This window comes from Pseudonocardia sp. NPDC046786 (assembly GCF_040645415.1).
Taxonomy (GTDB): Bacteria; Actinomycetota; Actinomycetes; order Mycobacteriales; family Pseudonocardiaceae; genus Pseudonocardia; species Pseudonocardia kongjuensis.
Genome location: NZ_JBEYYF010000002.1, coordinates 174165 through 194959 on the forward strand (window position 1 = coordinate 174165; position 20795 = coordinate 194959).

The following is a 20795-nucleotide window of genomic DNA, read 5'->3' on the forward strand; positions in this document are numbered from 1 at the left end:
TCAGGTTAGTGGCAGTTGGTCACTGTCCGGTGTGGAACGGCCCCGTCCAGGCCGCGTGATCGCCGATCGGGAACCGAGTCGTTCACCCAGCGGGCGTTCTGGTTCCCGATCCGTGATCGTGCGGGTCACCTGAAGGACTCGGCGGTCTCGTCCTCGACGAGGCCGTACTGGACGGCGGCCTCCTTGAGGCGTGTGCAGGCCTCGCGCAGTTCGGCCAGGTACACGTCGTGGGTATCGAGGATGTGGTCGATCTTTGCCTGGAACATCTTCTGGGCGTCCCTGGAGATGGGGTCGTCGCCGCAACGCGGGATACTCCGCAGGTCCGAGGCGTCGTGCAGTGCCAACTGGACGGCAATCGCCTGCTGTTCGAGTGCTGCGTGCGTCTGCAGGACGTTGCCGATGTGGATCTGCGTCATGAGCGAGTCGGATGCGGTTCCGCGAGGAAGCCTGGCGTCGATGTGCATGCGCCGGAGCGTATTGCTCGATGGCTTCGGAGCGATGGCCGTCGGCCCAGGGCTTCGCAGTGGTGAACGGTCAGGGGGCGAATCGTAGGTTTCGTAGAGCGTGCGAGGTGAGGATCGAGCTCCGCTCACACACCTCGTCGATCGTCCTGCTTGCACCGTCGTCGTCCACGCCCGTCAGGAGTACCTGGACGCGGAGGCCGAACTCGTCGGAGACGTCGACGTAGTTCGCGCACAGCGGCGACGAATCCTCATCCTCGGTGATCCTGACGATCCCGTAGCCGTCGATGACGTGGATCGTCGAGCGAGGACTGTTCACGACAGCGAGCGCCGGGACGGGGAGCGTCTGGACGGTGTAGTTGTAGCCGTCGTCGAAGTTGCTCCAGCCGCAGATCCGGGTCGGGCCGTCGCTGAGGAGCCCCGTCCTCGCCCTGCCCGCCTCCACCCCCAGCTCGTCCTGCTGTTCAGCGGTGAGGGCTGTGCAGAGGTCGACGGTGGTGGTGTCGATGTCGGCGGGCCGGGCTGGGAACGGACCGGTGGGCTCCCCGGGCCCGCACCCGGCGAGAAGCACCACCAGCGCCGCGAGGAGAGCCCGGCCGACGGTCCGACATGCCATGGCGCCTCCAGGGAGAACGGGGGATCCCAGGTTAGCGCCGGTGATCACTGTCCGGTGTGGATCCGGACAGCAACATCACCGACCCCTCGCCGAGGGCCCCGCCCGTTGCGTTCTTAACGATTGATCAGTAGGTTGCCGACATCGCCTCGACGTGGAGGGAACCGCGCATGACCGTGGTCGACGAGACCCAGGGCACGACGTCGGAGTACCGCAGGGCGGTGCGCGCCTGGCTCGCCGCCAACGCCCCCGGCTCACTCGCCCACCTGCCGCCCGACGAGCAGCTGCGGCGCTCCCGGGAGTTCCAGGCCGCCCTCTACGACGCCGGGTACGCGGGCATCACCTGGCCGGAGAGCGTCGGCGGGCAGGGCCTCGGGCAGGCCGAGCAGCAGGCGTTCTCCGACGAGGCCGCCGAGCACGAGCTCCCGCTGTACCCGTTCATGATCGGGATGGGGATGTGCGGGCCGACGGTCGTCGACCTGGGCACCGACGCCCAGCGGGACCGCTACCTGCGCCCGCTGCTGCGCGGCGAGGAGATCTGGTGCCAGCTGTTCTCCGAGCCGGGCGCCGGATCCGACGTCGCGAGCCTGCAGTCGCGGGCCGTGCCCGACGGTGACCGCTGGATCCTCAACGGCCAGAAGGTGTGGACGACGAACGCCCAGTTCGCCGACTTCGGCGCGGTCCTCGCGCGCACCGATCCGGACCGGCCGAAGCACGGGGGGTTGACGATGTTCGTCGTCGACATGCACGCGCCGGGCGTCACGGTCCGCCCGCTGAAGGACATGACCGGGCGGTCGCCGTTCAACGAGGTCTACTTCGACGACGTCGGGATCCCCGCGGAGAACGTGCTCGGCGAGATCGGCGGCGGCTGGCACGCCGCGGTGACGATGCTCGGCCACGAGCGGGTGTCGATCGGCTCCGCCCGCCGCCCGCGCCGGAGCCCGCTGGAGTTCGCCTCGCTCGCCGAACGGGCCCGGGCGGCCGGCGTCGCCGACGATCCGGTGGTGCGCGACCGGCTCGCCGAGCTCTATGCGCACGAGCGCGCGCTCGCGCTGCTCAACTCCCGGATCCGGCAGGAGACCGCGGCCGGGCGCCCGCCGGGCGCCCGCGGCTCGGTGCTGAAGCTCGCCGGGGCGCTCCAGCTGCGGCGCGCGATCGAGGTCGCCGGTCTGGTGTCCGGCGCCGACGCCGTCGCCTGGGATCCGGCCGACCCGGCCGGCGACGAGCTGGCGCTGGCGATCAACGCCGCGCCGTCGTCGAGTATCGCGGGCGGCACGAACGAGGTGCAGCGCAACATCATCGGTGAGCGGGTCCTCGGGCTGCCGAAGGAGCCGCAGGTCGATCGGGACGTCCCGTTCCGCGAGCTCGCGGTCGGGACCCAGCGGCGGGAGGGGACCCGGTGACACTCGTCCTGGACAGCGAGGCCGAGGAGCTGCGCGCCGCGGTGCGCCGCTTCCTCGCCGACAAGGCACCCTCGGAGCGGGTGCGCGCGGTGATGGACGGCGATCCCGGGCACGATCCGGCAGTCTGGTCCGGGCTCGCCGCCCAGGGGGTGCTCGGGCTCGTCGTGCCCGAGGAGCTGGGCGGCAGCGGGGCCGGGCACGTGGAGCGCGCCGTCGTCGCGGAGGAGCTGGGCCGCGCGCTCACGCCGGTGCCGTTCCTGGCGTCGGCGGTGCTCGCCGTCGACACCCTGTCGGCGCTCGACGACGACGCTGCACGCGCCGAGTACCTGCCGCGGCTGGCCGCCGGGGAGCTGATCGGCACCGTGGCGGTCGCCGAGCGGGGCGGGGAGTGGGACCGCACCGGCGGGCGGACCACCGCCACCGAGCGGGACGGCCGGTGGGAGCTGACCGGGGCCAGGTCCCCGGTGCTCGCCGGGGACACCGCCGATCTGGTGCTGGTCCTGGCCCGGACCGCGGACGGGCCGGGCTGGTTCGCGGTGGACGGCGACGCCCCCGGCCTGACCCGCGACCGGCTGGGCGCGCTGGACCCGACACGGCGGCTCGCCAGGCTGACGTTCGACGCGACCCCGGCCCGGCCGCTCGCCTCCGCCGACCCGGCGGCGGCGCTCGGAACGGTCGCCGATCTCGCCGCGGTGGCGCTCGCCGCCGAGCAGACCGGGCTGATGCAGCGGGCGCTGGAGCTGACCGCCGAGTACGCGACGCTGCGCGTGCAGTTCGGCCGCCCGATCGGCTCGTACCAGGCGGTGAAGCACGGCTGCGCCGACGTGTACAGCGCCTGGGAGCACGCGGTCTCGGTGGTGCGGCACGCCGCCTGGGCCGCCGACCACGACCGCGCCGAGCTGCCGGTGGCGGCGGCGCTCGCGCAGACCTACACCGGGCCCGCGGCGTTCACCGCGGCGACCGCGATGGTGCAGTACCACGGTGGTGTCGGCTACACCTGGGAGCACGACGCGCACCTGTTCTACAAGCGGGCAAAGAGCGCCGAGCAGCTCCTGGGGTCCCCGGCGGGGCACCGGGCCCGGCTCGCCGAGCGGCTCGGGCTGTAGCGGCAGGGCCGGACCGAGCACCGTGACGGAAGTGAGGACGACGATGTCCGCGACGCCATCCGCGCACGCCCCGACGACGATCCCCGGCCGGGGGATGACGATGAGCGATCTCGTCGCCCGGCACGCCCGCATCGCACCGGACGCGGTGGCGCTGGCCGATCCGGTGCACCGGCGGACCTACCGCGAACTCGACGCCCGGGTCGACCGGCTCGCCGCCGCGCTCGCCGGTCGCGGGACCGGCCCGAGCGACCGGGTCGCCGTGCTCGGGACGAACAGCGTCGGGGTGGTCGAGTCCTGGCTCGCGATCCTGCGGCTCGGCGCGATCGCGGTGCCGGTGAACTTCCGGCTGGCGCCGGACGAGATCCGCTACGTCCTCGACGACAGCGGATCGAGCCTGGCCCTCGTCGATCCGGCGCTGGCGCCCGGGGTCGCGAAGGCCCGCGCAGGGGCGCCGTCGGTCCGGTCGGTGATCACGTTCGGCGAGGAGTACGAGGCGCTGCTCGCCGAACCCGGACGGCCCCGCGGGTACCCGGAATCCCCGGTGCCGGACGAGGCACCGGCGTTCATCATGTACACCTCCGGGACGACCGGCTTCCCGAAGGGCGCGGTGCTCACCCATCGCAACCTGTACCTGCACGCCTTCTGCTCGATGGCGACCCTGGGCATCACCGGCGACGACCGCGTGTGGATGTCGGCGGCGCCGCTGTTCCACATCGCCGGGCTGTCCGGGATGCTGCCGGTGCTGATCACAGGCGGGAAGGTCGTGATCCCGCCGTCGGGCGGCTTCGACCCGGTGCAGACCGTGCGCACCCTCGCCGGCGAGGGCGTCACCTCGTGCTTCATGGTCCCGGCCCAGTGGCAGGCGGTCTGCGCCGTCGATCTCGCCGCCCACGATCTGTCCCGGCTGCGCCGGATCTCCTGGGGTGCGGCGCCGGCGTCGACCACCCTGCTCCGCACCATGATCGACGCGTTCCCTCAGGCCGAGGTGTGCACCGCGTTCGGGCAGACCGAGTGCAGCCCGGTCACCACGAACCTGCGCGGCGAGGACTCGATCCGCAAGATCGGGTCGATCGGCACGCCGATGGTCGGCGTCGAGGCCCGGATCGTCGACGACGACATGAACGACGTCCCGCCCGGGGACGTCGGCGAGATCGTCTACCGCAGTCCGATGGTGATGACCGGCTACTGGAACAAGCCCGAGGAGACCGCCGAGGCGTTCCGCGGCGGCTGGTTCCACTCCGGCGACCTGGTCCGCGCGGACCCGGACGGCTACCTCTACGTCGTCGACCGCAAGAAGGACATGATCATCTCCGGTGGCGAGAACATCTACTGCGCCGAGGTGGAGAACGTGCTCGCCGGGCATCCGAAGATCGCCGACGTGGCCCTGATCGGCGTCCCGGACCCGAAGTGGGGCGAGACGCCGCTGGCCGTCGTCGTGCCGCGGGACCCGGCCGATCCGCCGACCGGCGCCGACATCGAGGGCTACGCCCGGGAGCGGCTGGCCGCATACAAGCGGCCCCGGCACCTGCGGCTGGTCGACGCGCTGCCGCGCAACCCGAGCGGGAAGGTGCTCAAGACGGTGCTGCGCGCGGACCACGGCGGCTAGAACGACCTGCGGGACAGCACCACCTTCGCGTCCGTGACGTCGCGCGGGAAGACCAGCAGGGCGTATCCGGCGCCGCCCTCGTCCCGGGAGATGGTTGCCCGGATGCCGGCGGCGCGCAGCCGGTCGCGCAGCACCCGGGCCGCGTCCGGGCCCGGGACCCGGGAGACCTCGGTCAGCAACCCGGTGGCGACCGGGTCGTCCGGGTCGTCGGTGGGCAGTTTCACGTTCCGCTGGTGGCCGAACGTCCAGCGCAGCAGCAGCCCGATCAGGACCAGCGTCGTGACCAGGCCGATCACGGTGCCCAGCCGGGGGACGAGGTCCAGGTTCATCGGTCGATCGTCGCACCCGCGGGCGCCGGGCGCCTCGCCGAGCGGACGGGGTGAACCGATCCAGCGCTCGGTTTCCCGCGCGGATCGCGTAGTTTGCCGCGCACAGGGGTGTGACGAGTGCCGACTCGGCGACGCCCAGCGGCTACTCGCCAGTAGTATCCGTGCAGGCTGTGCCGACTGTGCCGATGACGACGCGGAGGTGTCCGGTGCCCTACCCGACCGATCGTGAGCGCGACCGCCCGTGGGTGATCCGCACGTACGCCGGGCACTCGTCGGCGGCGAAGACCAACGAGCTGTACCGGCGGAACCTGGCGAAGGGGCAGACCGGGCTCTCGGTCGCCTTCGACCTGCCCACCCAGACCGGATACGACCCGGACGACGAGCTCGCCAAGGGCGAGGTCGGCAAGGTCGGCGTCCCGGTCAGCCACATCGGTGACATGCGCGCGCTGTTCGAGGGCATTCCGGTGGCCGAGGCGAACACCTCGATGACGATCAACGCCCCGGCGATGTGGTTGCTTGCGCTCTACGTCGCGGTCGCCGAGGAGCAGGCCGAGGAGCAGGGCCTCGACTACTCCGAGGTCCGCGGGAAGCTGGCCGGCACCACCCAGAACGACATCGTCAAGGAGTACCTGTCCCGCGGGACCTACGTGTTCCCGCCCGGGCCGAGCCTGCGCCTGATCACCGACATGGTCGCCTGGTCGGTCACCGAGATCCCCAAGTGGAACCCGATCAACATCTGCAGCTACCACCTGCAGGAGGCCGGCGCGACGCCGCAGCAGGAGCTGGCCTACGCGCTGTCCACCGCGATCGCGGTGCTCGACTCGGTGCGCGACTCGGGCCAGGTGCCGCCGGAGAAGTTCGGCGACGTCGTCGGCCGCATCTCGTTCTTCGTCAACGCCGGCATCCGGTTCGTCGAGGAGATGTGCAAGCTGCGCGCCCTCGGCCGGCTCTGGGACGAGATCACGAAGGAGCGCTACGGCGTCGAGAACCCCAAGCAGCGCCGGCTGCGCTACGGCGTCCAGGTCAACTCGCTGGGCCTGACCGAGGCGCAGCCGGAGAACAACGTCCAGCGGATCGTGCTGGAGATGCTCGCCGTCACGCTGTCCAAGGACGCCCGGGCCCGGGCCGTCCAGCTGCCGGCCTGGAACGAGGCGCTCGGCCTGCCCCGCCCGTGGGACCAGCAGTGGGCGCTGCGGATGCAGCAGGTGCTGGCCTACGAGACCGACCTGCTCGAGTACGAGGACATATTCGACGGCTCGCGGGTCGTCGAGGCCAAGGTCGCCGAGCTCGTCGAGGGCGCCCGGGCGGAGATCGACCGGGTGCAGGAGATGGGCGGCGCGGTCGAGGCCGTCGAGAGCGGCTACATGAAGGGCGAGCTGGTGAGTTCGCTGGCCGAGCGGCGGCGCCGGCTCGAGTCCGGCGAGGAGGTCGTGGTCGGCGTAAACAAGTTCGAGACGACCGAGCCGAGCCCGTTGCAGGCCGAGGGCGCGGGGGCGATCTTCACCGTCGACCCGGCGACCGAGCAGGCCGCGGTCGAGGCGATCCGGGCCTGGCGTGCCGATCGTGACCAGGCCGCCGTCGAGGAGACGCTGCGCGCGCTGCGGGATGCGGCCAAGACCGACCAGAACCTGATGCAGGTCTCGATCGACTGCGCCAAGGCCGGCGTGACCACCGGCGAGTGGGCGGGGGCGCTGCGCGAGGTGTTCGGCGAGTTCCGGGCGCCGACCGGGGTGTCCGGGGCGAGCGCGTCCGGCGAGGCCGCGACCGAGATCGCCGAGGTGCGCGAGCGGGTCCGGACGACCGGCGACGAGCTGGGCCAGCGGCTGCGGATGCTGGTCGGCAAGCCCGGCCTGGACGGGCACTCCAACGGTGCCGAGCAGGTCGCCGTGCGCGCCCGCGACGTCGGCTTCGAAGTCGTCTACCAGGGCATCCGGCTGACCCCGTCGCAGATCGTGGCGGCCGCCGTGCAGGAGGGCGTGCACGCGGTCGGGCTGTCCGTGCTGTCCGGGTCACACCTGGAGGTCGTCCCGTCGGTGGTGCGCGGGCTGCGCGAGGCCGGCGCCGGGGACATCCCGGTCGTGGTCGGCGGGATCATTCCGCCGGACGACGAGAAGCGGCTGCGCGAGGGCGGGATCGCCGCCGTCTTCACGCCGAAGAACTACCGGATGACCGAGATGATGGACGAAATCGTGACCCTGATCAGGCAGGCGCAGGGGCTCGACCAGGGGTGAGCGGGCGGTCCGGTCAGTCCCCGGTCTTCTCGCTGCCCCGGCGGCTGAGCAGCCGGAAGCCGGGGATCCCGACGATCGCTTGCCGGACCTCCTTCAGCACGTCCAGCAGCTCGTGCACGTCCGGGCCGACGCGGTCCAGGGTCGCGAGGATCGGCATGATGTCGTTCTCCATGTGCTCGGTGAACACCGGCAGATGGTCGACGAGCTTGATCGCGGCGTGGATCTCGTCCTCGGACAGCTCGTCGACGAACTTGCGGGCCAGCGGTGCCGCCTGCTGAGCGAGCGGGGCGTAGAGATCGATCAGCTCGCGGGCCTGGCTGCTGGCGACCTGCGCCTCGTCGACGACCCCGTTCGCCCGCTCGGCGACCTGGCGGGCCGAGCCGATCACGCCGGTCGCGTCCGTGGTGACCTGCTCGACCTGCGAGATGAGGTTGCCGGCCCGGTCGCAGACGGTCGAGGTGGTGCGGATGAGGCCGCCTGCGTCGTCGGCGACGGCGTCCACCCGGGCGACCAGGCCCTCGGCGTTCCCGGCGACGGTGGTGACGCGGGTGACGAGCTCGCCTGCGTCGTCGGCGACGCCGGTGACCCGGGAGACCAGCGACTCCGCGTCCACCGCGACGCCGGAGACGCGCTCGACGAGCTGCTCCGCGCGCTCGGCCACCGGCCGGATCCGCTCGACCACGCCGGTCGCCTCGCCGGCCACCGCGTCGACCCGGACGAGCAGCCCCTCGGCCCGGTCGACGACGCCGTCCACCCGGTCCAGCAGCGCCTCCGCCCGGCCCGCGATGGTGCCGATCCGGCCGACCAGCGACCCGATGTCGTCGATCAGCTCACCGGCACGGGCCGGGAGCGCGACCACCGTGCCGGCTAGCTCACCGGTCCGGTCGACGACGGCCGCCGCCCCGGAGAGCAGGTCGGACGGGCCGGGGACCGGGATCCCGGCGATGCGCAGCGCCATGTGCGGGATCCTCGCATCCCGGCGGCGTCCGGGGGGTCACGACTCGGGTGTGCGCGCGCAGAGGTCGTCGACGGTGAGATCCGGCGGTGGGAGGTTCTCCTCGGTGAACCCGAACGGACGCGCCAGCTCCAGCCAGCGGCCGGACTCCTGCAGCGCGGTCAGCCCGCGGTCGAACTCGGCGCGGAACGCGGAGTCGGCGGGCCGGAACGCGAACGCCCCGGCACCGACGACCGGGCGGCCGTTCACCTCGGGCGCGAAGCCGGGCGTGACCTGCAGCCCGATGCCGGCGTTGCGGCGCACCTCGTCGAGCAGCGAGATCCGGGTGAGCGCGCCGACCTGGGCCTCCCCGGCGGCGACGCCGCGGACCAGGGCGCCCTGCGAGTCGAACGGGACGATCCGCTCGCTCCCGATGTCGGCGGCGAGCGCGTACTCGAACTCGGCGGAACCGCGCAGCACCCCGAGCGTGGCGCCGGACCGCCGGACACCGCCGAGCGTCGCGACGCCCAGCGGGTTGCCGGTCGGGACCAGCAGCGCGGTCCGGGCGATGTAGTCGGGCCGGGAGAACGCGACCTGCTGGCAGCGCAGCGGGGTGACGGTGAGGCCGACCGCGATCACGTCGAACCGCTCGTCCAGCAGGCCCTCGACCAGCCGCTCGAACGGGACCTGCACCGCGACCAGCCCGCCGCCGCCCAGACCGGCGACGACCGCCCGGGCCACCTCCGGGCTCTGCCCGGTCGGCCGTCCGACGCCGTCGGTGAAGCCGAACGGGCGCTCGCCGGAGAGCCCGACCACGACGTCGCCGCCGGCCCGCAACCGGGTCAGCGCGTCGGCCGACTCGCGGCCGCAGCCGGTCAGCCCGATCGCGGCCCCGCCGAGCACCGCCGCGGTGCCCAGCAGGCGGCGCCGGCTCAGACGGATGGGGTCGTTCATGGTCCGGACGAGCCTAGGTGATCGGTGCGGCCGGGGCCGCCCGGCCGCGGCGCGCCGCTAGTCCGACCACTCCGGCGGGCGCTTCTCCAGGAACGACGCCATCCCCTCGCGGGCCCCGCCGGACTGCGACATCGAGGCCATGACCTCGGACGCGATCCGGTAGGCGTCCGCCTCCGGACGGTCGAGCTGGGCGTAGAGGGTCTGCTTGCCGACGGCCTTGGACAGCCGGCTGCCGCGGGTGGCCCTGGCGAGCAGCTCGTCGACCCTGGCGTCCAGCTCGTCGTCGGGCACCGCGTAGTTGATGAGGCCCCATCCGGCGGCGGTCGCGGCGTCGATCGGGTCCCCGGTCAGGGCCAGCTCCATCAGCCGCTTGCGGCCGATGTTGCGGGCGACCGGGACCGCCGGGGTGTGGCAGAACCAGCCACCCTTGCCGCCCGGCAGCGCGAACGTCGCCGACTCGGCGGCGACCGCGAGGTCGCAGGACGCGACGAGCTGGCAGCCGGCCGCCCACGCCGTCGCGTGCACCCGTGCGACGACGACCTGCGGCACCTCCTGCACGGTGCGCATCACCGTCGTGCACAGCCGGAGCAGGTCGCGCACCCCGGCCAGGTCCCGGTCCGCGACGTCGCCGAAGTCGTGCCCGGAGGAGAACGCCTTGCCCTCGCCGGCGAGCACGATCCCGGTCGCGTCGCTGCGCCCGGCGCTCTCGAACGCGTCCAGCAGTTCCCGGAGGTGCCCGGCGGTCAGCGAGTTCCGCCGCTGCGGCCGGTTCATCGTGATCCGGACCGTGTCGCCGTCCTGCTTGACCAGCAGGTGCTCGTAGTCGGCCATGGCCCGACGGTATCTCGACAGGGCGGTGCGGCGAAGCTATCGTGCACTTTGACCAGATTGACGATTCTGGTCATGAAGTCAAGCAGTCACCACAGTCCAGCAGTGGAGGTGCCGTGTCGGTGGCGGAGCAGGTCCCTGGAGACGCCGAGCGGATGGAGCGGGTGCTCGACGCGGCCGCCGAGCTGCTCGTGCGCTGGGGCTACCGGCGGGTGACCGTCGAGGACGTCGCCCGCCGGGCCGGGGTCGGGAAGGGCACCGTCTACCTGCACGTCCGCACCAAGGAGGCGCTGTTCCTGACCGTGCTGCTGCGGGCGCAGCGGCGGCTGTTCGCCGATCTCGCCGACCGGATGGCCGCCGAGCCGGCGAACGCGCTGCCGTGGCGGATGTCCCGGCTGCTCTACGAGCGGATGCGCGGCGACGCCGTGGCCCGGACGATCTACCTGGGCGACGCCGAGGTGCTCGGCCGGCTCGCGCACGAGGCGGCGGGGGCGCTCGGCGAGCTCGCGGCCATGCGCGAGGACGTCGTCCGGCGGTACTTCCGGCTCCTCCGCGGCGCCGGGCTGGTCGCCACCGACCTGCCCGCCGAGCAGCAGATGCACAACTGGGGATCGGTGATCTACGGCTACTTCCTCACCGACAACCTGCCGCAGGTCACGGCGCTGGTCGGCGAGGGCGGGCGCGGCGAGCTGCTCGAGTACGCGGTCCGCCGCCTGCTCGTCACACCCGGCCTCGATCCCGAGCAGGAGGCGGCCGCCGCGGCGTCCGTCGCGACCGAGGCGGCCGCGCTCTACCGGCCGCTGATCGAGCACATCGATACCGAATGGCGCCGCCGGACCCGGTGATCCCGGGCCCGCCGGACCACCACCGAGGGGAGCACGACATGACCGCACCGACCGGAGCGCCGGACCTGCTGGCACCCGACTTCACCGACGACCCGTACGCCGGATACGCCCGGCTGCGCGAGCAGGCGGCCGCGGCGACCGTCTCCCTGATGGGCGGCCCGCCGATGATGCTGGTGACCCGCTACGACGAGGTCCGGACGGTGCTCACCGATCCGCGGTTCGTCACCGATCCCGAGCTCGCCGGTGCCGGGGTGAACGCCCGGGACGCGCTGCTGCGCCGGGCCGGTGTGCCCGACGACCTGGTCGGCTACCTGGTCCGCACGATCCTCACCGCCGACGGCGACGACCACACCCGGCTGCGCAAGCTGGTCTCCCGCGCCTTCACCGTGCGACGGGTGCAGGCGCTGCGGCCCCGGGTCGAGGAGATCGTCGCCGGCCTGCTCGACGACATCGCCGCGGCCGGTGCGGACGGCACCCCGGTCGATCTGGTCGAGGCGTTCGGCTATCCGCTGCCGATCACGGTGATCTGTGAGCTGGTCGGGGTCCCCGAGGCGGATCGCGCGCAGTGGCACCGGTGGGGCCGGGTGCTGACGTCGATGGATCCGGAGCGGATTCCCGGCGTGCTGCGCGCCGCCGTCGACCACGTGCACGAGCTGATCGCGGCGCGCCGCGCGGAACCGGCCGACGACCTGGTCAGCGCGCTGATCGCGGCCCAGGAGGACGACGGCGACCGGCTCTCCGACCAGGAGATGGTCACGATGGTCTTCGCGATCGTGATGGCCGGGCACGAGACCACCGCACACCTGCTGTCGAACGGGGCGCTGGCCCTGCTGACCCGGCCCGACCAGCTCGCGCTGCTGCGGGCGGAGCCCGACCGGTGGCCGGCCGCGGTGAACGAGCTGATGCGGGCACGCGGGCCGGTGCAGTTCACCCAGTTCCGGTATCCGGTCACCGACGTCGAGCTGGGCGGTGTGCCGATCCCGGCCGGAACCCCGGTGATCGCCGGTCTGCTGCCGGCGAACCACGATCCGCGGGCATTCGACCGGCCGGACGAGATCGATCTCCGGCGGGACACCGGGCGCGGCGAGGGCCACCTCGGGTTCGGTCAGGGCGCGCACTACTGCCTGGGCGCCGCGCTCGCCCGGCAGGAGGGTGACGCCGGGCTGCGGATGATGTTCGACCGCTTCCCGCGCCTGCGGCTCGCGGTCCCCGCGCAGGAGATCACCTGGGTGCCGCAGCCCGGGATGAGCCGGGTCGCGCAGCTGCCCGTGCTGGTGTCCTGAGGCCCGGTTTCCCCCCGCCGGGTCCACCCGGCGGGGGAGGGCGGTGCGCCGCCGCGGACCTAGCGTCGGGCCGTGCCCGGCGGTACCCGCCGGACACCACTCACGGGAGGTGCACGGATGACGGACCGAGCGGGAGCGCCGCAGGCGGGCGGCCTGCGGGCCACCGCGCGCCGGCTGGTCGCGGGCGGACGCGGGATCCTGGCCGCCGACGAGAGCGTCGCGACGATGTCGAAACGGCTCGACGACGCCGGGGTGCCGGCGTCCGCGCAGCGGCGCCGCACCTACCGGGAGTTGCTGGTCACCGCGGACCGGCTGGCCGACGGGGTGAACGGGGTGATCCTCTGCGAGGAGACCCTGCGCCAGCGGTTCGCCGACGGCCGCACCTTCCCCGAGGGGATCGCCGGGCTCGGCATGCTGCCCGGGATCAAGGTCGACACCGGCACCGCGCCCCTGGCCGGGGCGCCGGGCGAGACGGTCACCACCGGGCTGGACGGCCTGCCGGAGCGGGCCGCGGAGTTCGCCGCGCTCGGGGCCCGGTTCGCCAAGTGGCGCGCGGTCTTCCGGATCACCGGTGACCTGCCGTCGAACTGGGCGATCCGGGCGAACGCGCACGCGCTGGCCCGCTACGCCGCCGACTGCCTGCAGGCCGGGCTGGTGCCGATCGTCGAGCCGGAGGTGCTGGCGGCCGGCGACCATCCGCTGGACCGCACCGCGACCGTCACCGCGCGGGTGCTGGCGACGGTCACCGCCGCGCTCGCCGACGCGGGGATCGATCCCGCTGCGACCGTCCTCAAGCCGAACATGGTCACCGCGGGCGCCGACGCCGTGGTGGCGGACCCGGCCTCGGTCGGCCGGGCCACCCTGGACGTGCTCCGGGCGACCGTCCCGGACGATCTCGCCGGGGTCGCGTTCCTGTCGGGAGGCTGGGCCCCGGCCACGGCCGCGGCGAACCTCGCCGCGATCCGCGAGCTGCCGGCACCGTGGCCGGTGACCTTCTCGTTCGGGAGGGCGCTGGTGAGCCCGGCGCTGCACGCCTGGCGTGGCGACCCGGACGCGGTGCCCGCCGCTCAGGAGGCGCTGCTCGCCGAGGTGCGCCGCAACACCGCCCCCGCGCCGGTGCCTGCCTGAGCCGGGATCAGCGGCCCGCCGCGCCGCCGGCGAACGGCCGGTGCGTTCCGCGGAACGCACCGGTCACGGCGCCCGCCACGGTGCGGTCCCGAGCACGTGCGCGAGCAGCAGCCCGGTGCTCGCCGTCGCGTCCGGATGGGTGACGACGTGCCACGGCCGGTCCAACGGGGTCCCCGGCACGTCGAGCTCGACCAGCTCCCCGTCGGCGAGCAGCCTGCGCACCGCCTCCCGGGACACCAGGGTCACGCCGAGTCCGGCCCGGGCGGCGGCGACGGTCGCCCCGTGCGAGCCGAGGACCAGCCGCGGCGGGTCCACGCCGAGCGCGTCGAGCAGCGCGGACAGCGTCGTCCGGATCCCGGAGCCGGCCTCGCGGAGCAGCCAGGTCGTCGTCGCCGGATCCGGCCCGGCGCCCGGCGCGCCGACGACGACCAGCACGTTGTCCCGGACCGCGCGCACCGCGGGCGGGCCGGACGCGCCCGGGTCCCGTGCCGTCGACGGCGGCCGCCCGGCGACGACCACGTCCACCTCGTGATGGGCGAGCATCGGCCAGATCCGGTCGCTGGGCGCCACGTCCACCTCCAGCGCCACCCCCGGGTACCGGGCGCGGAACCCGGCGAGCAGCCCGGGCAGCAGGTGCTCGCCCGCGGTCGTGACGGCGGCCAGCCGGACCCGGCCGTGCTCCGGATCGGCCTCGCCGCGGGCCGCGGCGGCGCCCTCCTCGAGGAGGCCGAGTACCCGGCGTGCGTAGCCGGCGTAGCGGCGCCCGGCGGCGGTAAGCCGGACCCCGCGACCGTCCCGCTCGACCAGCGGGACGCCGACGTCCTCGGCCAGCGCCCGGACCGCCGCCGACACCGTCGACTCGGTGACGAACAGGCTCGCCGCGGCGCCGCGGACCGAGCCGTGCTCCGCCAGCGCGACGAACGCGCGCATCCGGGCAGTGGTCGTCACCCGCTGAGCGTACGGCGGTCGCCGTCGGCAGGTGTGCGATCGCGATCGGCCGGCCGTGGCCGCGGTGACGGAGGTGTTCGCTGGACGGTGTGGACGAAGCGGGGCGGATCATCCGGCTGCGACGTGAGTTGCGCGCGGCGGGATGGAGCGACGACGAGCTGCGCCGGGCGAGGCGAAGCGGCGTGTTGCGGCAACTCCGCCGCGGCGCCTATCTCGACGGAGCGCTCCCCGCCGATGCGGTCGAGCGGCACCACGCCACGACACGTGCCGTGCTGGCCCAGCTCGGTGAGGCCGCAGTGGCCAGCCACGTGTCTGCGGCGGTGCTGCACGGGCTCGCGGTGTGGAACCTGCCGCTGGACCGGGTGCACGTCACCAGGGACCGCTCGTACGGCGGTCGCCGGACCCGGGACCTGCACCTGCACCCGTCCCCGCTGGGTGCCTCCGACCGCACCGTCGTCGGAGGGCTGGCGGTGACCACGTGCGCCCGGACGGTCGTCGACATCGCCCGGACGGCCGGCTTCGAGATCGCGGTCGCGCTCGCCGATTCCGCGCTGGCACGACGGGAGCGGGGAGTGCCGCCGCCGCTGCTGCGGCATGAGCTCGACATGGCGGTCGCGGCCGCGGCGGGGCGCCGCGGTGCCGGAGCGGTTCGCCGGGTGGCGGCGTTCGCGGACGGGCGCTCCGGAAGCGTGGGGGAGTCGCGGGCACGGGTCGCGCTCGCGGTGGCCGGGCTCCCGGAGCCTGAGCTGCAGTTCCCGATCGCCGTCGCCGGCCACCGTTATTTCGCCGACTTCGCGTGGCCGCGGCAGCGCGTCATCGGGGAGTTCGACGGGCGGGTCAAGTACGGCCGTCGCGGAAGACCGGACACCGACGCGCTCTACTCCGAGAAGCTGCGCGAGGACCGGATCCGCTCCGCCGGATTCGCCGTGCACCGCTGGACCTGGCAGGACCTGGCCGACTTCCGCGGCCCCGCCGCCCGCCTGCGCGCCGCGCTGGTGCCCTGACCGCACAGGTTCCGCGACGACCGCACCAGACGGAACCAGTGCGGTCGTCGCGGAACCTGTGCGGCGGCGTCAGCGAGCGTGGCCGCCGTCGAAGACGCGGCTGGCGCGCAGATCGGCGGCGGTCAGGGTGCGGAGGTCGTCGCGGGTGACGATCGCGCTGGTGGCGTTCGCCAGGCGCAGCGCCTGGCGCATCCGGGCCCGGTCGAGGGCGTTGCGGACGCTGCGCGCACCGGCGAAGAAGGGTTGCTCCGAGCGCAGCTCCAGGTAGTCGTGGAGGGCGGTCAGGGCGTCGTCGGAGAGCGCGAGGCCGAGTTCGTCGGTCATCCGGCGGCCGATCTCGGCCAGCTCGTCGACCGAGAAGTCCGGGAAGTCGACGTGATGGGCGACCCGGGACTGCATCCCCGGGTTGGCGGTGAAGAAGGTGCCCATCCGGTCGGCGTAGCCGGCCAGGATCACGGCCAGGTCGCCACGGTGGTCCTCCATCGCCTGCAGCAGGATCTCGATGGCCTCCCCGCCGTAGTCCCGTTCGTTGCCGGGGCGGTGCAGGTAGTAGGCCTCGTCGATGAACAGCACCCCGCCGAGCGCCCGCCGGACGGTCTCCTTGGTCTTCGGTGCGGTGTGTCCGACGTACTCGCCGACGAGGTCGTCCCGGGTGGCGGACACCAGGTGCCCGGTGCGCAGGTAGCCCAGACCGTGCAGCAGGCCGGCCATCCGGCGGGCCAGTGTCGTCTTGCCGGTGCCGGGATTGCCGGTGAAGCACATGTGCAGGGTCGGGGTCAGGGTGGTCAGCCCGAAGCGGGCGCGCACCCGGTCGACGACGAGCAACGCGGCCAGCTCGCGCAGCCGCTGCTTCACCGGCGCCAGCCCGACGAGCTCGCGGTCCAGCGCGTCGAGCTCCCGGTCGACGCCGGCCTCGCGGCGGACCTCGTCCAGGTCGACGGTGTCCCCGGGGCCGAGCTCGGGCTCCGGCTCGGGCCCTGACCCGGCGGGGTCGGCATGGTCCGGCGCCGACCGGTCGGCCGGGCGCGCCGAGGCGGTGGCCCCGGCCGGGCGCGCCGACGTGGTGGGCCCGGCCGGGCGCTCCCGCTCGGCGGACCCGGGCGGGGCCGCCGAGCCGAACGCGATCCGGGTCGGCGCCGCGGCGGCGGCGCCAGAGGTCCGCGCCGGGCCGGCGGTGGGCCCGGCGTCAGCTGGCCCCGGCCCGCCGTTCTCAGTGCGGCGCACGGCCGTTGCCGGACGCCCCGTAGCGCGAGCCCGCCGGACGCTCGGTGGCGTAGGGGTGCACGGTGTACCCGATCCGCCGGTCCGCGCCCTCGGTCCGGTCCAGCCGGAATCCCGGCTCCGCCGAGGGCCGCTGCACCAGGAACGACAGGGCCACGGTCTGCCGGCCCAGCGAGGCGTCGTAGGCGTTGACCCGGACGTAGTGCTCCGGATGGGCCTGCCGGCAGGCGTTGATCTCGGCCAGCACCCCGGCCGGGTCGGCCAGGTCGAACATCGGCATGCCCCACATGTCCCAGTAGGTGTTGCGGGGGTGCGGGTCGTCGGTGAACTCGACGGCGCACGGCCAGTCGTGGTCGAGCGCCCAGCGGATCTGGGCAGTGATCTCGTCGTCGGTGAGATCGGGCAGGAAGGAGAAGGTGCCCTGGGTGACGCGCATCGGTGCCTCCGTCTCAGGCCGGGGTGGGGGTGGTCGTGACGTCCGGGGTGTCGGTGGAGGCGTAGTCGAACGTGATGTCGCCCCAGGTCGACAGCGCCGTCTCCAGCGGCCGGTTGCGCTTCGCGGCGGCGCGCAGGATCTCCGGGCCCTGGGCCAGGTAGTCGGCGCCCTCGTTCCGGGCCTTGATCATTGCTTCGACCGCGACCCGGTTCGCCTCGGCGCCGGCGGCGATGCCCATCGGGTGCCCGATCGTCCCGCCGCCGAACTGCAGCACGACGTCCTCGCCGAGGTGGTGCAGCAGCTGGTGCATCTGCCCGGCGTGGATCCCGCCGGACGCGACCGGCATGGTCGCCGGCATCGACACCCAGTCCTGGTCGAAGTAGAGCCCCTTGACCGGGTCGGCCTCGCTGCGCCCGGCGCGCAGCACGTCGTAGAAGCCGGCGACCGCGTTCGGGTCGCCCTCCAGTTTCCCGACGACGGTGCCCGCGTGGATGTGGTCGACCCCGGCCAGGCGCATCCACTTGGCGATCACCCGGAAGCTGACGCCGTGGTTCTTCTGCCGGGTGTAGGTGCCGTGCCCGGCCCGGTGCAGGTGCAGGATGACGCCGTTGCGCCGGGCCCACGTCGACAGGCTCTGGATGGCGGTGTAGCCGACGGTCAGGTCGACCATCACGATCACGCTGCCCAGCTCGCGGGCGAACTCGGCGCGCTCGTAGATGTCCTCCATCGTGGCCGCGGTGACGTTGAGGTAGTGGCCCTTCACCTCGCCGGTCTCGGCCTGCGCCCGGTTCACCGCCTCCATGCAGGACAGGTAGCGGTCCCGCCAGCGCATGAACGGCTGGGAGTTGATGTTCTCGTCGTCCTTGGTGAAGTCCAGCCCGCCGCGCAGTGCCTCGTAGACGACCCGGCCGTAGTTCCGCGCGGACAGCCCGAGCTTGGGCTTGGTGGTCGCGCCCAGCAGCGGGCGGCCGAACTTGTTCAGGTACTCGCGCTCGGTGACGATCCCGTGCGGCGGCCCGGCGAAGGTCTTGACGTAGTGCGGCGGGATCCGCATGTCCTCCAGCCGCAGCGCGGCGAGCGGCTTGAACCCGAAGACGTTGCCGATGATCGAGCTGGTCAGGTTCGCGATCGAGCCCTCCTCGAACAGGTCGAGGTCGTAGGCGATATAGGCGATCCACTGGCCGGGCGTGTTCGGCACCGGCTCCACTCGGTAGCACTTGGCCTGGTAGTGCTCGTAGGCCGTCAGCCGGTCGGTCCAGACGACCGTCCAGGTCGCGGTGCTGGACTCGCCGGCGACGGCGGCCCCGGCCTCCTCGGGCGGCACCCCGTCCTGCGGGGTGACCCGGAAGGCGCACAGCAGGTCGGTGTCCTTCGGCTGGTAGTCGGGCTGCCAGTACCCCATCTCGGCGTAGGGGATGACGCCTGCGCTCCATCGATCGCTCATGGGCTCCAGCGTGCGGCCGGACCGTCAGTCGGACAATCGAGTGTTCTGGTCGGACTCTTCGCCATATGGCTCAGAGTGGGGTGCTGTGACATGAGGGGCGGTGACATGAGGGGCGGTGACGACGACGGTCGTACCGGCACCGGGGCGCGACCGCAGCCGGGCGATCCCGCCGATCAGCTCGGCGCGCTCGCGCATCGAGGCCGTCCCGTAGCCCTCGCGGACGCCGGCCAGGCCGGTCCCGTCGTCGGCGACCTCCAGCCGGACGCCGTCGTCGTCGACCGCCAGCCGCAGCACGACGCGGGACGCCCCGGCGTGCTTGAGCACGTTCTGCAGGGCCTCCTGCGCGATCCGGTACAGCGCGACCTCCACGTGGTCGGGCAGCCGTCGCTCGTCGAGCTCGAGCCGCACCTCCGGCACCGGCAGGTCGCGGGCCAGCGCGGCGAGCGCCCCGGCCAGGCCGAGATCGTCGAGCACCGGCGGGCGGAGCGCCCCGATCGCCGAACGGGCCTCGTCCAGCGTCGTCCCGACCAGGTCGGAGGCCCTGGCCAGCTCGGCCCGGGCGTCGGCGGTCTCGCCGCGGGAGAGCAGCGTCCCGGCGGCGTCCAGGTGGAACGACAGGGTGACCAGCCGCTGCGAGATGCCGTCGTGGATGTCCCGGGCGAGCCGGCGGCGCTCGGTCTCCTGGGCGGCGACGGTCTGCTCGGCGAACCGTTCGTGCGCCCGCTCCCGGGCCCGCAGCCTGCGGTGCATCCGGGCCTGGTGCAGTGCCGCGGCGAGCAGCCTGCCGATCGCCAGCAGCAGCCGGACGTCGCGGTCGCCGAACTCGCGACGGTCGACGGTGTGCACGTTGAGCACGCCGGCCAGCCCGTAGGGCTCGGACAGCATCGGCACCGACACCATCGAGGTGTAGTCCTGGCCGCGCAGCTCCGGGATCGGCAGGTAGCGGGGATCGGCGCCCTTGTCGTCGGTGATCACGGCGGGGGTGCGGTGCGCCGCGACCCAGCCGCTCACCCCGCGCCCGAGCGGCAGGTGCACGGTCCCCACCCGGGCGTCGAACGGCGGGGTGGCACCGGCCAGCGTCAGCGCGTGGTCGGAGTCGTCGAGCACGTGCACGAAGCAGACGTCGGTCGCGGTCGCCTCGGTGATCACCCGGGTGACCGCGGCCGCCAGCGGCTCCACCCCGGGGCCGCTCGCGGTGGCCTCGATGATGCCGAGCAGGACGGCGTTCTCCCGCTCCGGGTCGCCGAGGCCCAGCCCGCGCGGGCTCACCGGAAGACCCCCTCCCGCAGCGCGGCGGCGACCGCGGCCGTCCGGTCCGGGACGTCGAGCTTGCGCAGCACCGCCCGCACGTGCGACTTCACCGTCTCCTCGCCGATCACCAGCTCGGCGGCGATCGACCGGTTCGAGTGCCCGGCGACCAGCAGCGCCAGCACCTCGCTCTCCCGGTGGGTCAGCCCGAGCCGGGCGCCGGGCCAGAATTCGTTGCGCTCCAGGCGGGCCGCCGACGCCGCGGCCCGGCCGGCCATCGTCGCGTCCACCACGGTCGTCCCGGTCGCGGCCAGCTCCAGCTGGCGGACCAGCTCCTCGCCGCCGATCCGCTTCAGCAGGTACCCGGCGGCCCCGGCGCGCAGCGCCTGGAACAGGTACTGCTCGTCGTCGTAGACGCTCAGTAGCACGACCTTCTGGTCGGGCAGCCGCTCGCGCAGCCTGCGGCACAGGTCCAGCCCGGACTCGCCGGCCATCCGGACGTCGCACAGCACGATGTCGGGCTCCAGCGAGACCGCGGCCGCCAGCGCCGCCGCCGCGTCGTGCGCGGTGCCGACCACCCGGACCCGGCCGCGGAACGGCCCCAGCATGGCCTTGAGGCCCTGGACGACCATCTCGTGGTCGTCGACCACGACCAGCCGCAGCGGTGTGGCGCCCGTCATGCGCCCACCATAGGGCGGGTTCTCCCCCCGCGGCTCCCCCGAGCCGGGGGAGCCCTCGGCCCCGTCCGCTCCCTAGCGTCGGCCACCCGACGG

The 20795-nt window shown here is 73.7% G+C and carries 20 protein-coding genes; 8 read left to right on the forward strand and 12 right to left on the reverse strand.

Annotation, left to right across the window (positions count from 1 at the left end; genetic code table 11):
• Positions 1-125: 125 nt before the first annotated feature.
• Together ABZ881_RS02785 and ABZ881_RS02790 are read right to left on the reverse strand one after the other, a co-directional pair.
• A complete protein-coding gene (locus ABZ881_RS02785; protein WP_358481292.1) occupies positions 126-464 on the reverse strand; it encodes a hypothetical protein in 339 nt (112 codons plus the stop codon).
• 70 nt (positions 465-534) lie between these two features.
• Positions 535-1077, reverse strand: a complete 543-nt coding sequence (locus tag ABZ881_RS02790) for a DUF3558 family protein (RefSeq protein ID WP_358481293.1) — start codon at positions 1075-1077, stop codon at positions 535-537.
• Between the two features lie 167 nt (positions 1078-1244).
• Between ABZ881_RS02790 and ABZ881_RS02795 the strand changes: the two genes are divergently transcribed.
• From ABZ881_RS02795 to ABZ881_RS02805, 3 genes are read left to right on the forward strand one after another with little or no spacing between them, the layout of a single operon-like run.
• Positions 1245-2477, forward strand: coding sequence for an acyl-CoA dehydrogenase family protein (locus ABZ881_RS02795; RefSeq protein ID WP_358481295.1), 1233 nt, complete (start codon positions 1245-1247; stop codon positions 2475-2477).
• Positions 2474-3583: an acyl-CoA dehydrogenase family protein gene (locus ABZ881_RS02800; protein ID WP_358481297.1), complete on the forward strand. Its 1110-nt coding sequence runs from the start codon at positions 2474-2476 to the stop codon at positions 3581-3583. The genes ABZ881_RS02795 and ABZ881_RS02800 overlap by 4 nt, the downstream gene beginning before the upstream one ends.
• Before the next feature lie 43 nt (positions 3584-3626).
• Positions 3627-5189, forward strand: coding sequence for a long-chain-fatty-acid--CoA ligase (locus ABZ881_RS02805; RefSeq protein WP_358481299.1), 1563 nt, complete (start codon positions 3627-3629; stop codon positions 5187-5189).
• On the opposite strand, the gene ABZ881_RS02810 is transcribed toward ABZ881_RS02805, so the two are convergent.
• Entirely contained in the window at positions 5186-5518 is a 333-nt protein-coding gene (locus tag ABZ881_RS02810) for a hypothetical protein (protein ID WP_358481301.1), read from the reverse strand. The genes ABZ881_RS02805 and ABZ881_RS02810 overlap by 4 nt on opposite strands.
• Positions 5519-5724: 206 nt before the next feature.
• Between ABZ881_RS02810 and ABZ881_RS02815 the strand changes: the two genes are divergently transcribed.
• Positions 5725-7749 carry a protein meaA gene (locus ABZ881_RS02815; RefSeq protein WP_358481303.1) on the forward strand — a complete coding sequence of 675 codons (2025 nt, stop codon included), beginning with the start codon at positions 5725-5727 and terminating at the stop codon, positions 7747-7749.
• Between the two features lie 13 nt (positions 7750-7762).
• On the opposite strand, the gene ABZ881_RS02820 is transcribed toward ABZ881_RS02815, so the two are convergent.
• From ABZ881_RS02820 to ABZ881_RS02830, 3 genes are read right to left on the reverse strand one after another with little or no spacing between them, the layout of a single operon-like run.
• Entirely contained in the window at positions 7763-8707 is a 945-nt protein-coding gene (locus ABZ881_RS02820; protein ID WP_358481305.1) for a hypothetical protein, read from the reverse strand.
• Positions 8708-8743: 36 nt separating this feature from the next.
• Complete coding sequence (locus ABZ881_RS02825) at positions 8744-9637, reverse strand: transporter substrate-binding domain-containing protein (RefSeq protein WP_358481307.1); 894 nt, start codon at positions 9635-9637, stop codon at positions 8744-8746.
• Positions 9638-9694: 57 nt separating this feature from the next.
• Positions 9695-10468, reverse strand: a complete 774-nt coding sequence (locus ABZ881_RS02830; RefSeq protein WP_344024470.1) for an enoyl-CoA hydratase-related protein — start codon at positions 10466-10468, stop codon at positions 9695-9697.
• A gap of 119 nt (positions 10469-10587) precedes the next feature.
• Here ABZ881_RS02830 and ABZ881_RS02835 point away from each other — a divergent pair, with 119 nt between their 5' ends.
• The 3 genes from ABZ881_RS02835 to ABZ881_RS02845 all read left to right on the forward strand — a co-directional run bounded on the left by ABZ881_RS02835 (position 10588) and on the right by ABZ881_RS02845 (position 13721).
• Complete coding sequence (locus tag ABZ881_RS02835; RefSeq protein ID WP_358481309.1) at positions 10588-11310, forward strand: helix-turn-helix domain-containing protein; 723 nt, start codon at positions 10588-10590, stop codon at positions 11308-11310.
• 38 nt (positions 11311-11348) lie between these two features.
• Entirely contained in the window at positions 11349-12593 is a 1245-nt protein-coding gene (locus tag ABZ881_RS02840; RefSeq protein WP_358481311.1) for a cytochrome P450, read from the forward strand.
• 117 nt (positions 12594-12710) lie between these two features.
• A complete protein-coding gene (locus ABZ881_RS02845) occupies positions 12711-13721 on the forward strand; it encodes a class I fructose-bisphosphate aldolase (RefSeq protein WP_358481313.1) in 1011 nt (336 codons plus the stop codon).
• 63 nt (positions 13722-13784) lie between these two features.
• On the opposite strand, the gene ABZ881_RS02850 is transcribed toward ABZ881_RS02845, so the two are convergent.
• Complete coding sequence (locus ABZ881_RS02850) at positions 13785-14669, reverse strand: LysR substrate-binding domain-containing protein (RefSeq protein WP_358481315.1); 885 nt, start codon at positions 14667-14669, stop codon at positions 13785-13787.
• A gap of 89 nt (positions 14670-14758) precedes the next feature.
• Between ABZ881_RS02850 and ABZ881_RS02855 the strand changes: the two genes are divergently transcribed.
• Complete coding sequence (locus tag ABZ881_RS02855; protein ID WP_358481316.1) at positions 14759-15673, forward strand: hypothetical protein; 915 nt, start codon at positions 14759-14761, stop codon at positions 15671-15673.
• A gap of 69 nt (positions 15674-15742) precedes the next feature.
• On the opposite strand, the gene ABZ881_RS02860 is transcribed toward ABZ881_RS02855, so the two are convergent.
• Genes ABZ881_RS02860 through ABZ881_RS02880 form a run of 5 tightly spaced genes read right to left on the reverse strand, consistent with a single transcriptional unit; the run spans position 15743 to position 20702 of the window.
• On the reverse strand, positions 15743-16897 hold the full coding sequence (locus tag ABZ881_RS02860) for an AAA family ATPase (RefSeq protein WP_358481318.1): 1155 nt from the start codon (positions 16895-16897) through the stop codon (positions 15743-15745).
• A complete protein-coding gene (locus ABZ881_RS02865) occupies positions 16884-17330 on the reverse strand; it encodes a ribulose bisphosphate carboxylase small subunit (protein ID WP_358481320.1) in 447 nt (148 codons plus the stop codon). The genes ABZ881_RS02860 and ABZ881_RS02865 overlap by 14 nt, the downstream gene beginning before the upstream one ends.
• Positions 17331-17343: 13 nt before the next feature.
• Positions 17344-18774: a form I ribulose bisphosphate carboxylase large subunit gene (locus ABZ881_RS02870; protein ID WP_358481322.1), complete on the reverse strand. Its 1431-nt coding sequence runs from the start codon at positions 18772-18774 to the stop codon at positions 17344-17346.
• 24 nt (positions 18775-18798) lie between these two features.
• Positions 18799-20043, reverse strand: coding sequence for a GAF domain-containing sensor histidine kinase (locus ABZ881_RS02875; RefSeq protein ID WP_358481323.1), 1245 nt, complete (start codon positions 20041-20043; stop codon positions 18799-18801).
• On the reverse strand, positions 20040-20702 hold the full coding sequence (locus ABZ881_RS02880; protein WP_344024490.1) for a response regulator transcription factor: 663 nt from the start codon (positions 20700-20702) through the stop codon (positions 20040-20042). The genes ABZ881_RS02875 and ABZ881_RS02880 overlap by 4 nt, the downstream gene beginning before the upstream one ends.
• Between the last annotated feature and the right edge of the window lie 93 nt (positions 20703-20795).

What these genes read in the sequence shown, in the direction of transcription:
- ABZ881_RS02785 (WP_358481292.1), bottom strand. Translation starts at nt 464, where the DNA reads ATGCACATCGACGCCAGGCTTCCTCGCGGAACCGCATCCGACTCGCTC.
- ABZ881_RS02790 (WP_358481293.1), bottom strand. Translation starts at nt 1,077, where the DNA reads ATGGCATGTCGGACCGTCGGCCGGGCTCTCCTCGCGGCGCTGGTGGTG.
- ABZ881_RS02795 (WP_358481295.1), top strand. Translation starts at nt 1,245, where the DNA reads ATGACCGTGGTCGACGAGACCCAGGGCACGACGTCGGAGTACCGCAGG.
- ABZ881_RS02805 (WP_358481299.1), top strand. Translation starts at nt 3,627, where the DNA reads ATGTCCGCGACGCCATCCGCGCACGCCCCGACGACGATCCCCGGCCGG.
- ABZ881_RS02810 (WP_358481301.1), bottom strand. Translation starts at nt 5,518, where the DNA reads ATGAACCTGGACCTCGTCCCCCGGCTGGGCACCGTGATCGGCCTGGTC.
- ABZ881_RS02820 (WP_358481305.1), bottom strand. Translation starts at nt 8,707, where the DNA reads ATGGCGCTGCGCATCGCCGGGATCCCGGTCCCCGGCCCGTCCGACCTG.
- ABZ881_RS02825 (WP_358481307.1), bottom strand. Translation starts at nt 9,637, where the DNA reads ATGAACGACCCCATCCGTCTGAGCCGGCGCCGCCTGCTGGGCACCGCG.
- ABZ881_RS02830 (WP_344024470.1), bottom strand. Translation starts at nt 10,468, where the DNA reads ATGGCCGACTACGAGCACCTGCTGGTCAAGCAGGACGGCGACACGGTC.
- ABZ881_RS02840 (WP_358481311.1), top strand. Translation starts at nt 11,349, where the DNA reads ATGACCGCACCGACCGGAGCGCCGGACCTGCTGGCACCCGACTTCACC.
- ABZ881_RS02845 (WP_358481313.1), top strand. Translation starts at nt 12,711, where the DNA reads ATGACGGACCGAGCGGGAGCGCCGCAGGCGGGCGGCCTGCGGGCCACC.
- ABZ881_RS02865 (WP_358481320.1), bottom strand. Translation starts at nt 17,330, where the DNA reads ATGCGCGTCACCCAGGGCACCTTCTCCTTCCTGCCCGATCTCACCGAC.
- ABZ881_RS02870 (WP_358481322.1), bottom strand. Translation starts at nt 18,774, where the DNA reads ATGAGCGATCGATGGAGCGCAGGCGTCATCCCCTACGCCGAGATGGGG.
- ABZ881_RS02880 (WP_344024490.1), bottom strand. Translation starts at nt 20,702, where the DNA reads ATGACGGGCGCCACACCGCTGCGGCTGGTCGTGGTCGACGACCACGAG.